9 protein-coding genes are annotated in these 15,436 nt (G+C 66.1%); 3 read left to right on the top strand and 6 right to left on the bottom strand.

The features are described 5' to 3' along the window. The first annotated feature begins 14 nt into the window (after positions 1–14). Positions 15–1,517: a 4-alpha-glucanotransferase gene (gene malQ / locus Hhyl2_RS05260; RefSeq protein WP_483549679.1), complete on the top strand. Its 1,503-nt coding sequence runs from the start codon at positions 15–17 to the stop codon at positions 1,515–1,517. Between the two features lie 94 nt (positions 1,518–1,611). Here malQ and Hhyl2_RS05265 read toward each other — a convergent pair whose 3' ends face one another. The 3 genes from Hhyl2_RS05265 to malA form a co-directional block, all read right to left on the bottom strand. After that, positions 1,612–1,833, bottom strand: a complete 222-nt coding sequence (locus Hhyl2_RS05265; protein ID WP_483549680.1) for a hypothetical protein — start codon at positions 1,831–1,833, stop codon at positions 1,612–1,614. Positions 1,834–1,926: 93 nt separating this feature from the next. Beyond that, positions 1,927–4,308, bottom strand: a complete 2,382-nt coding sequence (gene gghA, locus Hhyl2_RS05270; RefSeq protein WP_483549681.1) for a glucosylglycerol hydrolase — start codon at positions 4,306–4,308, stop codon at positions 1,927–1,929. 9 nt (positions 4,309–4,317) lie between these two features. Next, positions 4,318–6,255 carry an alpha-amylase MalA gene (malA, locus tag Hhyl2_RS05275; protein ID WP_483549682.1) on the bottom strand — a complete coding sequence of 646 codons (1,938 nt, stop codon included), beginning with the start codon at positions 6,253–6,255 and terminating at the stop codon, positions 4,318–4,320. Between the two features lie 117 nt (positions 6,256–6,372). On the opposite strand from malA, the gene Hhyl2_RS05280 reads away from it, so the two are divergent. Next, on the top strand, positions 6,373–10,896 hold the full coding sequence (locus tag Hhyl2_RS05280) for a DUF7997 domain-containing protein (RefSeq protein ID WP_483549683.1): 4,524 nt from the start codon (positions 6,373–6,375) through the stop codon (positions 10,894–10,896). A gap of 20 nt (positions 10,897–10,916) precedes the next feature. Here the strand turns inward: Hhyl2_RS05280 and Hhyl2_RS05285 are convergent, their stop codons facing one another. After that, positions 10,917–11,417 carry a hypothetical protein gene (locus Hhyl2_RS05285; RefSeq protein ID WP_483549684.1) on the bottom strand — a complete coding sequence of 167 codons (501 nt, stop codon included), beginning with the start codon at positions 11,415–11,417 and terminating at the stop codon, positions 10,917–10,919. A 219-nt stretch (positions 11,418–11,636) separates the two neighbouring features. Between Hhyl2_RS05285 and Hhyl2_RS05290 the strand changes: the two genes are divergently transcribed. Further along, positions 11,637–12,404 (top strand): ABC transporter permease, encoded by a 768-nt coding sequence (locus Hhyl2_RS05290; RefSeq protein ID WP_483549685.1) that lies wholly within the window; start codon positions 11,637–11,639, stop codon positions 12,402–12,404. A 10-nt stretch (positions 12,405–12,414) separates the two neighbouring features. On the opposite strand, the gene Hhyl2_RS05295 is transcribed toward Hhyl2_RS05290, so the two are convergent. Both Hhyl2_RS05295 and Hhyl2_RS05300 read right to left on the bottom strand, forming a co-directional pair. After that, positions 12,415–13,188: a lysostaphin resistance A-like protein gene (locus Hhyl2_RS05295; RefSeq protein ID WP_483549686.1), complete on the bottom strand. Its 774-nt coding sequence runs from the start codon at positions 13,186–13,188 to the stop codon at positions 12,415–12,417. 444 nt (positions 13,189–13,632) lie between these two features. Continuing rightward, complete coding sequence (locus Hhyl2_RS05300) at positions 13,633–15,417, bottom strand: sensor histidine kinase (protein ID WP_483549687.1); 1,785 nt, start codon at positions 15,415–15,417, stop codon at positions 13,633–13,635. Positions 15,418–15,436 lie beyond the last annotated feature (19 nt).

Raw genomic sequence — 15,436 nt, forward strand, 5'->3', positions numbered from 1 at the left:
CGAACGAGTCGCGTATGTCCTTCGACCGGTCGAGCGGTATCTTCCTGCACGTTACGTCCCTCCCTGGCCCGGACGGTATCGGGACCCTGGGAGAGCCGGCCGAACAGTTCGTCGACTACCTCGCCGATGCCGGCCAGGGCCTCTGGCAGATCTGTCCACTGGGGCCGACAGCCGGTGCGTTCGGCAACTCACCGTATCAGACTCATTCCTCGTTCGCCGGCAATCCGCTGTTCGTGAGCCTGGACCGACTCGTCGACGACGGCTGGCTGACCGACGACGACCTCGCCGACCGCCCCGACTTCGACGACCACTGGGTCGAGTACGACCGCGTGGGCGAGTACAAGGAGGGGATGCTCCGGACCGCCTTCGAGCGGTTCCAGGAGACCGCCGGCCAGAGCGAACAGGGGGCCCTGGACGAGTACGTCGACGAGAACGACCACTGGCTCGACGACTACGCGCTGTTCCGAGCACTGAAAGAGCACTTCGACGACGACGGCTGGACCCAGTGGCCCGCCGACCTCAAGCAGCGCGACCCCGACGCGCTCGCGGAGTACCGCGAGAAACTCGCCGAGGAGATCCGCTTTCGCGAGTTCGTCCAGTACTGTTTCGACCGCCAGTGGCAGGACGTCCGCGAGTACGCCAACGACAACGGCGTCCAGATCATCGGCGACATGCCCATCTACATGGGGATGGACAGCGCCGACGTCTGGGCGAACCCGGAGCTGTTCGATCTGAACGAGGACAACGAACCGGCGGCGGTCGCGGGGATGCCGACCAACCCCGACGGCGACGGCACCGGCCAGCGCTGGGGCAACCCGCTGTACGACTGGGACGCGATGGCCGAAAACGACTACGAGTGGTGGGTCCAGCGCTTCGAGGCGCTGCTCTCTCGGGTCGATATCACCCGCGTCGACCACTTCAAGGGCTTCGAGAGCTACTGGGCAATCCCCGAGGACGCCCCCACCGCCGCCGACGGCGAGTGGCGCGAGGGTCCCGGCATCGAACTCTTCGAGACCGTCGAAGACGCGCTGGGCGACCTCCCGCTCATCGTCGAGAACCTCGGCGCTATCACGCCCGAACTCCAGCGACTCCGCGCGGCGGTCGACGCGCCCGGGATGAACGTCGTCCTCTACGCCGACTGGTGCTCAGAGGACCACATGTACATGCCACACGTCTACGACCAGGACTCGGTCGCCTACACGTCGACCCACGACACGAACACCGTCATGGGCTGGTACGACGACGAGGTCAGCGACCGCCAGCGGGGCTGCCTGCACTTCTATCTCGATTCGGACGGCCACGAGATCAACTGGGACCTGCTGGAAGCGGTCTGGGCCGCCGACTCCATCTTCGCTATCACGCAGATGCAGGACCTGCTCGGCCTGGGCGGGGAGACGCGGTTCAACACGCCCGGCACCGCCGAGGGGAACTGGCGCTGGCGCATCACCGAGGGTGGCCTCGACCAGGGCGTCGCCCAGCGACTCCGTGACGTGACCGAGCGTCACGCGCGGGAGTGAGAAACGACCCGTCTCATACTGTCGGCTGAACGTCCTTCAAGAATTTCGCCACCACGGGGTGGCGAATATCGTGTCTCAGTTACAGCCAACAGTATCAGTCGTCGCTCGTCCCGAACCGGTCGTGGAACGACCGAGCCTGTTCGACGGTCATCGTCTCCCACTCGTCGTCGACGCGGACCTGTACCTTCCCATCGGGCACATCTACGTCGACCTCTTCGGTGTGGGCCTCGACGAGATGTTCTGCGTACTGTCGTCGCGCGCCGGCTGCCGAGGCCGCGATAGCCTGCCACCTGCACCCGTCGTGTGAGCACCGCATTGGTTGGTTACGGAAGGGGAACGACGTGGATAAACGTTGTCCTACCTGTCACCGGAGAAGGCAGAACTGGGGCGGGAAAGCTGCGCTTACTGTTCAGTCCAACGACCGGACGAACAGTGCGGCCTGGCTGTCGGCCAGCGACACCTCGTCGCTCGCACTTTCGACGTCCAGATCGGGCGAGGAGAGTGCGACCTCCCAGCCCTCGTCGTCGACGCCGACCAGGTCGGTCGGCGTGACCGTCTCGGCGACGCCCTCCATCGTCCCGACGAAGAGCAGTTCCTCGCTGTCGTCGGGTGCACGGCGGTGGCCGTAGTAGAGCACGGTGCCGTCGGTGGGATAGACGTAGTCGAGCGTGTCCTCGCCGGTGAAGTCCGTCGTCACCCACTCGTGGTCGTGGCGGAATTCCCGGACCCGCAGGTCGAAGGCGGTGCGCTCGTCGCCCTGCTGGTCGCGCCAGTGCGAGAGGTTGAAAAAGTCGCCCAGGTCACGCATCCACTCGCGGCCGAGCTGTTCGAGTTCGGCGACCGTGAAGTCGTCGCCGATGGGCGTCCCCGCGGTGTTGAGCAGGGTCGCCATCTCCGCTTTGTCGTAGTCGGTCATGCTGACCACGTCCGCGAGCAGGCCGAGGAACTCGCTCAGTTCGTCGCGTGACTCGAAGCCCCACTCCTTGAGCCGCTGGAAGTGGGCGTCGTTCTCGAAGTCCTGCGGGCGGATCTGCCACTCGGGGAAGTTCTCCTCCTCCGAGAGGACCTTCAGGTTCCAGACGGCGTCGGTGTCACGGACGAAGCCCCACGGCGCGCGCATGTTGGCGTGGGTGAAGTCCATCGGACACCCCGGCATGAACCCATGGAACATGATGGTCGAGGCCGGGTTGTTGTACGCCTTCCGGAGCTGTTCGTTGCGCGTCTCGCCCAGATAGCGGTTGATCTGGGGCTGGCTGAACGGTGGATCCGGCTCTAGCTGGGTCCCACGGCGGATTGTGTCGTGGTTGGCGACGCCGGAGATCCAGTTTGCGCCCATGTCCCGGACCTCCTTGACGCGCCACCACTTGGTGGCCCAGAAGGTCTGGAGCGCGGGCGTGTTGTGCGCGAAGGTGACAGGCCCCCACTGGTAGGAGTGGGGGTGTTCCTCGATGAGCGTCCGGTAGGTCGAGGCCAGTTCCCAGTCCGAACGGGGCCACGGGCGGCCGTCCTCGAAGATCATCCAGGGCCGGTACTCGACGCCGGCGACCTCCTGGCTGACCCGGTCCATCTCTGCGAGGTACTCGTCGTCGTGCCACTCCTCCTCGGCCTCGGGGTCCCAGTTCGTGAAGTCCTGTGCGCCGTCGACGCGGATGCCGTCCGCGCCGAAATCCATCTTCCGGCGCTGGAGTTCCAGCAGGCCCGCACGGACGACCGGCTGGGTGTAGTCCAGTTCCTGGCCGTACATGCCGGGGCCGGCGAACCATTCCTCGTTCAACAGCGGGAGTGCACCGTTGTCGGCGTGGCCGAGCGCGATGTCGAAGACCACCTTGATCGGTTCCGGGAGCGTGTGTAGCGTCGCGATGAGGTCGACGAGTTCGTCGGGACGGCGGGTCTCCAGAATGGCGGGGTTGACCGTGCCGAACCCGGAGATGATGATGTCGTAGCCCCAGTTGACCATATCCGGGCGACGGATGGTCGCGCGCAGTCGGTCCCCGGAGGCGACCTCGGGCAGCCAGTAGCCCAGTTCGTCCTCGTTCTGGGTGATCGGCGCGACGGGCATCAACTGGACGGCGTCGTAGCCGACGAAGTTCCGTTCGGCCGGCGTCAACTCCGCGCCGCTGTCCTGTTTCTCGCCGATGGTCTCGAACTGGCGTTGCAGGCCGGCCAGCGTCCCGGATTCGGTCGCCGTGCCGGGATGGATCTCCAGCATGCTCGTCGCCGGCTCGAACCGCGGCAGCCCGTCGTCCTCGTGGGCGTGGGGCGCGACGCCATCGTCTTCGAGCCGCTGGAAGTAGTCGCGGTCGTCGCGCTCCTCGTCGAGGCGGGACATGTCGTACAGCTCCGGCGGGCCGTAGGCACCGAAGGGCAGCGAGTCGGCGAACGGGTCGGTGATCGTCTCGCGCTCGCCGTCGGCCTCGTAGCTGAGCCGGTAGAGCGTCCCGAGCTGGTCGCGGGTGCCGGGGCGTGGCCCCTCGACGGCGGCCCAGGTAAACTCACCCTCGCGCCGGGTCTCGACGAACTGCCGGTCGAAGGCGACCTCGGATTCGTCGGCCGTCAGGTCGACGTCGTCCTCGGCGGTGAGCAGTTCCAGTTCGACCTCGTCTGCGGGGACCTCGTCGACGAGCTGGGGGGTCCAGAAGCCGAACTCCGCGTGGCCATCCCGCCAGTGAGCACCCAGGCGCGTGGTCAGTTCCTTTGCGGCTTCGAACCGGTCGTCGTGTGCGTCGAGCACCTCACGCTGGGACTCGATCAGCGCCCGTGTCTCGTCTTCGACGGTGGTGTACTCCGACATGGCTGGTAGTTACTCCCCTGCGGGCAGGACCACGACGTTGTCGACGGACGCGTCGCCGTCTGCTGCGGCCACGCTGTCGCCGGACACCGCGTCGGTGGTGTCGACAGATTCGGAGGGGAACGAGACCGTCGCGTCGCCCTCGCCGAAGTTCAGCGCGACGACGTAGCGCTCGTCGGCCTCGCGAGCGTAGGCGACGACCTCGTCGGCGTCGGCCTGGTACTCGATCTCCTCGTAGTCGCCCTCGTACTGGAGCGCCGGGATCGAGTTGCGCGTGCTCGTCAGCGTCTTGTAGTACTCGCGCAGGTCCTCCTGGGCGTGCTCCCAGTAGATGTGCCCGCGGCGGTTGCGCTCGCCGATCTCCTGACCGGCGTAGATCATCGGGACGCCGGGCAGGGTGAACTGCGCGCCCGCGGCGGCCTCGACGGCGTCACGGCCACACTCCTCGACGTAGCGGGTCTCGTCGTGGTTCTCGATGTAGAGCATGAAGCCGGCGTGGTCCGGGAAGCCGGTGACGGCACGCTGGCGGTAGGCGTCGGTCAGTTCGTCCGCCGGTGCGTCCCCGCGGCCGATCTGGCGCAGCGTGAAGTACAGCGTCGTATCGAAGTGGATGTCGAACGCCAGGTCGTGGAAGTCCGCGATGTACGGGATGGTCTCGTCCAGCAGGAGGAAGTCGTCGTCACGGGCGCGCAGGCGCTCGCGGATCTCCTGCCAGAACGGGTCCGGGACGGCCCACGCCATGTCACAGCGGAACCCGTCGACGTACTCGGCCCACTTGTCGACGGCGTCCAGCAGGTGCCGGCGGACCTTCAGGTTCCGGTAGTTGAAGTTCGCGATGTACTCCCACTCGAAGTAGGTCCCGGGGGAGCCGTCCTCCTGCCACTCGTAGTAGTCGACGAACTCGGGGTCGCCGGCCTCGGCACGCTGGTAGAACTCGTGGTCGCGCGCGGAGTGGTTCAACACGAGGTCGAACAGGACGTGCATGTCACGGTCGTGCGCGGCCGCGACGAGGTCCTCGAACTCCTCCTCGGTGCCGAGGTCGTCGGCGACCGAGAAGAAGTCGGTGATGTTGTAGCCGTGGTCGTAGCCGTCGTGCTGGAGGATCGGCGTGAGCCAGAGCGTGTTGACGCCCAGATCCTGAATCTCGTCTAGGTTCTCCTGGATGACCTCGAAGACCGACTGGTCCTCGCTGCCCTCCTTGTACCCGCGGACGTAGACCTCGTAGAGGGTCATGCCCTTGCTCCACGCCGGTGGCTCGTTGAGGTTCTCGACGCGGCCGTCGGGGTGGACGCGGACGGTGTCCGGGACGCTGTACTGTTCGCCGATGGCGACGGCACGCACACGGACCGGTTCGTCGAGGTCGGCCACCGAGAACGTCGCCGTCCGGTGATCGGTCTCGAAGTCCGCCGGGGTCGGATCACGGTCGTCGACCATGAACTCGACGTCGAGGGTCTCGTTCTCCTCGTCGCTGCTCGGGTCGGTCTTGACCGTCGCGCGGACGGTCGCGACGTCGTCCTCGGTCTCGCCGGTCAGGTGCAGTCGCGGGCGCGCCTGTTCGCCGCCACGGCTCGCGAGGTCGCCGGAGCGCGCGCTCCCGCTCTGGCCGCCGGAGAAGCCGCTCATACCGCTCACGCCGGAGACGCCGGAGACGCCAGAATAGCCGCTGTAGCCGCTCGTCCCGGTCCCACCGCTGGTGATCGCGGTATCGGCCGGGAACACACGAAGCGTCAGATGATGCGTCGTCTCGGGGGTCGACAGCGACGCCGTGTACTCGCCGGGTTCGTCCGGTGTGAAGTAGACGACCGCCTCGTCGTCTTCGAGTTCGACTGTGCTGTCCTCCGGTTTGTCGCTCAGTTCCCAGCGGTACGATACGGCAGGGTCGGGGTCGCGCGGTGCAAGTTCCGTCGTCTCACCGACGGCAAGAAACCGCGGCGGTCCAGGATGTTTCATCTGTACGTGTACCCTGTCGGGTCTTGGTAAAAGAGTTTTCTCAATCAGGTACTACGGGTGGTATTAAGACTCGCCTGCATCACAGGTGTTATTAAGAATCTCCTCTCTCTCTCAAGCATGCGCCTGCGCACAGCGCTCAACGATTACAAAAACCGCCTCGACGAGCCGTTCCCTGGTGAGGCCCCCACGACGACGGGGACCTTCTCCGGGTTCGGCGACCGACTCGTCTACGTCGAGCGCGATGGCTCTCTCCGCGATTACTCCGCGGAACTCTCCGGACTCCACGGCGTCGACCGCTCCCGACTCGGGATCGACACCGGCGACGGTGTCCTGTGGTTCGACGACATCGAGCCGATCCGACAGCACTACTACCGCGAGACGTCCCTCGTCGAGACCGAATACGACGCGGGGGCGTTCAGCGTGCACCAGTACGACCTGACGCTCGGTCGGGCCCACCTCACGCACGTGGAACTGCGCGGGGAGGTACCGCCGGACGCACAGCTCGTCGCGTTCATGACCCTCGCGCCCGAGGGCAAGGAGACACAGGTCAGTCGACTCATCCACGAATCGGCCGGCTACAACGACGAGCGGGTCGTCGAAGTGTACCACCGACGCGAACACGACTACGTCGCGGCCTCGACGAACCTGGAGATGGCCGTCGGCAATCGCGTCGAGACGATGGCCGAACTGCTCGACGACAGCCCCGTCTACTACCCGCGTGATCGCTACGAGGGCAAGCCCGAACAGGAGTCCCTGACGGGCGATATCGTCGTCACGGCGGACCTCGAACAGGTCGGTCGCGCAGCCCGGACGACGCTGACCACACAACTCTCCGACCACGACGAGACCAGCCGCGAACAGGCTCTCATCGACGTCACTCACGCGGCACGCTCGCACGCATCCGTCGACGACCTGCGTGAAGCAGCCCTCGAACGCGCCATCGACGAGGTGCCCGAGGACACGCCGAACGAGGACGCCGTCGCGTCGGACCTCCGCGCGCTGTCGCTGTTGACCGGCCCCAGTGGCGCGCGACTGGCCGCACCGGAGTTCGACCCGTTCTTCGAACACACGGGCGGGTACGGCTACATGTGGTTCCGCGACGACAGCGAGGTCTCTGCCGCGTTGCTCGACGCCAGCGAACGGCTCCCAATCGACCTCGACACCGAACTGCTCGACAGCGCGTTGCTGTACTGTCGGACCCAGCTCGACGACGGCACCTGGCCTCACCGGATCTGGGCCGTCGACGAGCGACTCGCACCGGGATGGGCGAACGAGCGCATCGAGGGCGAAGGCCCGGGCTACCAGGCCGACCAGACGGCCGCCGTCACGACGTACCTCGCAGAGTTGCTCACCGAGCGTGAGGACCTACTCACCGCCGACGCCCGCTCGCAGATCGTCGAGACCATCCACGACGCGATCGACGGTCTCGACGACGCGCTCGCAGAGAACGGACTGCCGGAACGGTGCCAGAACGCCTGGGAGGACATGACCGGGCAGTTCGCCCACACGACCGCGAAGTACCTCGAAGCCTACGCGACCGTCGCCAACGCGCCACTCGAATCTGGCCTGCGTGAACACGCTGCCAGCCAGGCCGAGCAGGTCTACGACGCGCTCGACGAACTGTGGAGTTCCGAGCGTGAGTTCTACGTGATGCGACTCGACGATGGTGACCTCGACGAGGTGGCCGACTCGGCCGCGCTCGAACTCGTCAGTGCAGTCCGTGCGTACGCGGAGATCGAACCCGTCGACGAGGTGACCCTGAGCCGACTCCAGTCCCACGTCGAGAACGTCGTCGACGCGCTGTACCGGAATCTGGACAACGGGCTCGCCGGCCTCATCCGCTACGAGGGCGACGGCTGGCGGACCGTGAACCAGGACCACGAGAAGCTCTGGTCGGTCGCGACCGCACTCGGGACGACCGCCGCTGCGGAACTGGGGATGCTCCTGCAGTCCGAGGACAAAGACGCCGAGGAGGCCCTGGATCTGGCCGGCGAACTATACAGCTACCTCCTCAACGACGGCCCGTTCGCGACGAACGCCGGGTTCCTCGCGGAGCAGGTGTTCGACGACGGGCGCCGTGACAGCGCTGCGCCGCTTGGCTGGACCCATGCCGTTCGCCTCCAGGCGACCGCTGTGCTCCGGGATCTGGGTGCGCTACCGATGCCCTCGAAGCCGGAGGGGCCCGGCGACCGACCCCACTGGACGACCGGCGAGAAGTTCGGCGTCGGGACCGTCGCAGACCACCACACCACGGGTGCCTCGAAGGTCTGGTTCACGCTGACCGAGGGGGCACTCACGGAGGTACGCTATCCACGCATCGACACCATGAACCTCCGGACGATGGACTTCCTCGTCGTCGACAGGGACGAGGACTCCGACTACGTCGCCCGGACCCACAACGAGACGCGGACCGACGACCACGCCGAGACGATCGAGCGCTCGGCCGAACTCGTCGAGGAGGACGCGCTCGTGTTCCGACACTCCATCGCCGAGACCGGCGACGGCCACGGCCACAAGTGGACGCTCGTCGTCGACTACGTCACCGACCCCGAACACGACGCCCTGCTCGCGAAAGTCACGTTCGAAGCGGACGACGACAGCAACTACGACGTCTTCTCTGTCGCCGACACGGCGCTGACTAACACCGGCAACACCGACCGCGGCCTGTTGCTGGGCAAACCCGGCGAGTACTCGCTCGCGGCCCGCGACGCCGCTGCCTTCGACGTCCACGACGAGGATCCGCTGCTGGTCGACGACGAGGGCGAACCGTTCAACGTCGCCGTCGCGATGACCTGTGATTCCTCGTTCGACTGGGCGTCCGCCGAAGTCGCCGGCACCGAACGCATCGACAACCTCTTCATCGATGGGGAACTCCCCCACTCCTCGAACGAGGTCGACGAGGAGAACGTCGTCCTGATCGGTCGCATCGGCTCCGGGAAGTCCCTGGGCGAGACGGTCGCGCTGGGCTTTGCCGAGGAGTCAGACACTGCAGGCGCGCTGGGTGAGGCCGACGGGGCCCTCGCGCGTGGGTTCAACACCGTCCGGGATGCCTACGAGGACAGTTGGGAGGAGTTCCTGTCCGACAAGGAACTGCCCGCTTCGGTGGCCCACGACGAGGACCTCGCCGCACAGTACAAGGCATCGCTGATGGTGCTCCAGGCCTGTGAGGACAAGACCTACCACGGCGCGGCCATCGCCTCGCCGTCGGTCCCGTGGGGCGAGGTCGTCCCCGCCGACCGGCCGAAGGCCTACGGATACAACTTCGTCTGGTCGCGTGACCTCTACCAGACGTTCACCGCGTTCCAGGCCGTCGGCGAGATCGAGACCGCCCAGGAAGCGCTCTCGTACATCTACGAGTACCAGCAGGACGAGCACGGGTTCATCCCGCAGAACACCTACCTGCAGGGGCGGACCCGCTGGGGCGGCGAGCAGATGGACAACATCTCGTTCCCGCAGGTGATGGCCTACCACCTCGCACAGGAGGGCATCACCTTCGACGACGCCGACTACAACTACGAGAACCTCCGGCGGTCCTCGGACTACGTCGTCCGCAACGGCCCGGCCACGGCCCAGGAACGATGGGAGGAGGAATCCGGCTTCTCGCCGAGTTCGCTGGCTGCGGAGATCGCCGGCTTGACCTGTTCGGCGTCGCTCGCCGACGACCACAGCCACATTGGCGACGCGCTCGTCTGGTACGCCGTCGCCGACGAGTGGGTGACCCACGTCGAGCAGTGGACCGCGACCCAGGAGGGGACCAGCGGGCTGGACCAGACGCCGTACTACTGCCGTATCACCCGCCACGGCGACCCGGACGATGGGTCGCGCCGGGCGCTGGCCAACGGTGGTCCCAAACTCGAAGAGCGGGCGATCGTCGACGCCGGCTTCCTCGAACTCGTCCGCCTGGGGATCAAGCCCTGGGACGACGAGACAATCCTCAACAGCGTCTCCGCCGTCGACGACACCATCCGCGTCGAGACGCCCCACGGACCCGCCTTCTACCGGTACAACGGCGACGGCTACGGGGAACTCGAACGCGACCGGGAGGGTGCACCGTGGCATCCCCACGAACCGGACGGCAAGGGGCGCCTCTGGCCCATCTTCACGGGCGAGCGCGGCGAGTACGAACTGCTCGCCGGTGCCGAGGACGAGAACGCACCCGACCGCCTCCTCGATACGATGGAAGGGTTCGCCAACTCCGGCCGGATGATCCCCGAGCAGGTCTGGGACGTCGAACGCCCCAGCGACTACAACTGGGAGTTCGGCGAGGGAACCGGGTCGGCGACGCCGCTGGCCTGGTCGATGGCCCAGTACGTCCGTCTCGCACACGGTATCGACAACGGCTCGCCCATCGAGACGCCCGCGGTCGTCCGGGAGCGCTACCTCGAAACGCAGCGGCCGGCCGGCCCCGACCTGTGGGTCGACACGAACTACGAGTCGGGCGGTCTCGTGGTCACCGTCGAAACCGACGGTGACCTCGTCGCCGTCAAGACTCCCGCCGAGACCGCCGTCACCGAACCGACGAGCGGCGCCTTCGTCGTCCGTCTGGACGTCGTGTCGGGCGAGAACCAGGTGACCGTCGCCGCCGCGACCGACACCGATCTCGACGTCGCGGGGACGACCGTCGAGCAGTTCACGCTATAAATCGGCCCCGAACACTTCTTTTAGACGCCAGCGCTCTGTGCGAACAGCACGCTCGTCCACAGGAACGCCAGTACACCGGCGAGCAGCATCGACCTGGTCACAGCCCAGACCGGAGCGGCGAGCAGATAGGCACACTGGCGCAACCCGGTCGGCAAGCGACCGGCCGTCGAGAACAGCGTGTCGGTGTCGGCGTCGCTGGGCAGCGCAGTGAAGCCGAAACAGATCCCGAGCCAGAGCCACAGCCACTGGAGCGGTGCCGTCGAACCGTGCCAGGCCCAGAACGCGGCAAAGGCCAGGATCGAGTTCACGGCGAACGGCGCCACCGCGATGGGGAAGTCCGCACCGAACGAGTCGACCGGTTCGTGTTCGAGGACCGCGTCGTCTGCGAACGGGCGCAACGCAGGGGGCGAGAGCACGGTGACACCGGTCAGCCGACAGGCCAGATAGTGGGCGTACTCGTGTGTCACGATACCGGGACCGACAGCAACCGTGACCGCGAGGTTCGAGAGGGAGGGCGCCACACCGAGCGGGTTGGTCCGGGTGGCAAATGGCTCTATCGGAGCCGTCTCCGGACCGCGGTGATTTTTGGACCACGGCCCGGTACAGCGACTCGTGATGACGCTGTGCCTCCACCCGCCCGGTCCACCGGCGTCCCAGTTTCGGACATCGGTGAGCCGAGTCCGTCCTGCGTTAGCACTACGAGTGACGAACCACCAGGGCCACCGCCGGCCCCAGCACCCGTGAGCGACGACGACCAGTCGGCGTCGAAACCGGCTTCGCTCCTGACGAAGACACAGCGGTCCCGTATCAGCAACGAGTTCGCCGACCAGGCCGAACACCAGCGCCGGCGGGATCAACAGCAGATACGCGAACGGATCCGGGCAGGAGTCACCGACTTCGAGTTGCTGGCGTCGTACCCGGACAGACAGTTCGAACTCGCGTTCGACGGCCTCACGGACGATGAGGTGACCGAAGCGCTGGCCAACGCAAGACTCGTGACGGAGCGACTGCGAGTGGTTCGTGACGTCGACCGCGAGGACGTGGTCTCGCGATCGAGCGACAGGGCTCGATCGGTCGCTCACGACTGCGAAGACACAGCGAGCCTCGAAGACGTCGAACTCGTCCCCGCAACGGAGTACCGTCAGCAGGGCCGTGCTGCCGCCACGGCCGAACACACGAACGTCTGGGACCGGCGAGCGGATGGACTCCTGAAGACGGCTGCCGTCGCCGCGTTACCTCTCCTTCTGGGGTGGTTCGTCGATACGGTCACCACGCAGAATCTCCTGGCGACGCGGACGGAGGTCGCTCTCGTCATGTTCCTCTCGGCACTGGTCGTCATCGCCGGCATCGCAGGCGTCCTCCTGATAAAGGGCGCACAGGCCCTGAAACACGACATCGTCCCTGGGACCCGGCGGTTCAGGCGGGATCCAGTCGGCACGCTCGGTGGACTGGCGACGGTACTCCGCCGACCGGGGGCCAAACTCCGGGCTATCTGGGAGGAACTCTGAGCCGGTCCCCTCAGAACGGGAGGAGTTCCAGCCCGATCTCGTGGATTGCGACCGTCCAGCTCATTGCGTGAGTGACTGCCGTCACCGTCAGGTTCTCCGTCCGTTCGTAGGCGTACCCCCAGAGCAAGCCGGGGACGAAGGTCGTCATCCCCCAGTAGAGCGCCCCTCCCGGACCGACACTGGGCGTGACGAGGCCGACGAGGACGTGCATCAACCCGAACGCGAGTCCACCCAGGACGACGACTCCGAACGTGTCGAAGGCCCGCCGGAGCGTTCCCTGGACGATCCCACGGTAGACGAGTTCCTCGGCCGGGGCCGCAAACAGGTACATTCCGACGAACGCGACCGGCCAGAGCAGCGGTCTCGTCGCCAGATCGATCGATTCGCCGCCGCCGTTCGGGTGTGGGTGCGGGAGACCGACGGCGGCGAGGACCGGCGACAGGAGCGCACCCTGCGCGGCGAACAGAATGGGGATGACGACGATCCAGCCCAGGTCTTCGAGGGTCGGTCGACGGAGCTTGCAGTACCGCCCGAACTCGCCTCGCCAGGCGAGGAACGTCACGGCGAAGGCGGCGAAGCCGATCTGGATGAGGTTGCCACGGAGGACCTGCACAGCGGGGACCGTGAAGAGATCTGCAATCCGGAGGACTGCGCCGACGAGGACGATGCCGACGAGGCCAGCGAGGAAAGCTGTGACAGTGATGGCAAGCGTAGCCCCGCCGACACGGAGACGCGCTGGGAACCGGGACTTGCTGCCATCCCAGTAATCAGTCAGAGCACTCACCTGCGGACACCTCCCGGTGTCTGGCGGTGATCGCTGGGCGGGGTCGATTCCGTCTGCCCGAACGGGCACAGCTTCCATATGAATCTCGTCGACATCGCAGTCTGGGCTGCGACGAGAGCGCATATAATCCCGAACGGCCGTTCACGGCTCCTGTACGGCCGTACACCGATGCTCGGCTCGAAACAGGTGGGCGGGTATACGGGTGTACACCGACACAGATCGCGTCGAGACGAGTTTCGGGTTCGCCGCCATGATGTCTCCGGCTGAAACCGCCACCCCAGGGCCGACCACCGGTGACCCGTCGTCCGAGGTGAGACGATCACCGGCAAGAACGAACTGCTGGTCGCCGTGGCCTCTGTCACCGACCTGGCGACGCCAACACGAGGGTGGAACGGCTTGTGTTCTAATGATAAGGGGCAGGATGTCGATCGGCTCGTCTGGCGATCAGTCGATCCCCGTTCGACGGGACGGTCCGCGGATCTCGAACTGCGCACCGCCGTTCTCGCTCTCGGTCACACCAATCTCCCAGCCGTGGGCTTCGACGATGGACTCGGCGATCGAGAGACCGAGTCCCGTTCCCGAACTGCTGGTCGTGAACCCCTTCTCCATGATCTCCGTCCGCTGGTCGGCAGTGATCCCCTGACCGTCGTCGGCGACGAAGAAGCCATCCGAGAGGTCGCCGACGGTGACGGTTACCACGTCCGCCGCATCTTCCGGCCGTCCATGTTCGAGTGCGTTCCTGAAGAGATTCTCGAACACCTCCTGGAGACGTCCGCGGTCGCCCTCGACGATCCAGTCGCAGTCACAGACCAATCTCCCACCCTCGGAGTCGACGCTCTCCCAGGCCGAACGGGCCAGGTCGTCGATCTCGATCGATTCGGTCTCGTCGACGGTCTGGCCCTGCTTGGCGAGCGTGAGCACATCCTCGATAATCTCCAGCATCCGATCGTGGGAGCGACTGATTCGGTCGAACAGTTCGGGATCGTCTCGTTCCTCTGCCATGTCGAGGGTTCCCATGGCGACGTTGAGCGGGTTCCGTAGATCGTGGCTGACGATGTCGGCGAAACTTTCCAGCCGCTCGTTCTGGCGTTCGAGCTGTTCGGTACGGGCCTGGAGCGTCTGCTTGCGCCGCTCCCGCTCGGTCACGTCCTCGATGAGTGCGACCCGACCCGCGTGGTCCTCACCGCTGGTGGTCAGCTCGGTCAGGCGGGCGTCGTAACAGCGCCGTTCACCTTCTGGTGGGTTGGCCCAAACGCCGGTCCACTTGCCGGTCACTTCTGGTTCCAGAAACGAGGTATCCGCCTGTTCGTACATCTCGGGCGGCGTCACCTCGGCGAGTCGCTTCCCGATGACCCGTTCCTCGTCGCGGTTGAGGATCTGCCGCGCCATCGGGTTCACGTCGACGATCCGGTTCTTGTGGTCGATGACGACCACGCCGATGGGTATCTCCTCTAGCACCACGTCACGGGCGATCGGTGAGAGGCTCCGGGACTGGCTGCTGAACCACGACAGGACCCTGTCCAGCGGGAGCGCCGTGACGAACCGGTTGCTCAGCCCGAAAAACAGCGAGACGATTCCCAGTCCGAGAAAGAGCAGTGGCCCGAGCGTCGAGTAGGGCAGGGGACTCAGACCCGCCTCGCTGATTCCGTGGCCCACTGTCAGCAGGACGCTGTCGAGAAAGAGGATCAGCGTCCGCTTGCGGTAGACGTTACGCGAGCCCATGAACTTCTGGAACAGGAGGTAGTTCGCCCACGCCAGCAGGGCGTAGACGTAGACGTAGTTCGGGATCCAGAGCGGGCCCCGAGTGATCTCGAAGACGAGTTCGCCGCCCTGGGAGACCAGTCGTGGATTCGAGAAGACGAGGCCGTGGACACCGTTGGTGGCGAGCGCCGTCAGATAGATCGCCGGTTCGACCGCCAGCGCGAGCAGGATCGGGCGGCCCACCTGTTCACTCCGGCCCGTGTACTGGTACGCGAAGACGAACCAGACCGGGCCGATGAAGGTCAACACGACTGCTGTCATCGACAGCCCGAGCCGGGAGAGCCAGATCGAATCGGAGACAACCAGCAACGTCTGGCCTGCGGCCCACCCCGCGACGACGAACGACCCCACAGCCGCTGCCGTCGAACCGGTCTTCGGGCGTTCGCCCCAGACGAAGGCTCCCACGACGAGTGAGAGCAAGGACGAGATGACGAGGGCCACTACCAGTGACCCGACGGGGAGTGGCATCGAGGATATGATGATTGTC

It is taken from the genome of Haloarcula sp. H-hyl2 (assembly GCF_056934385.1).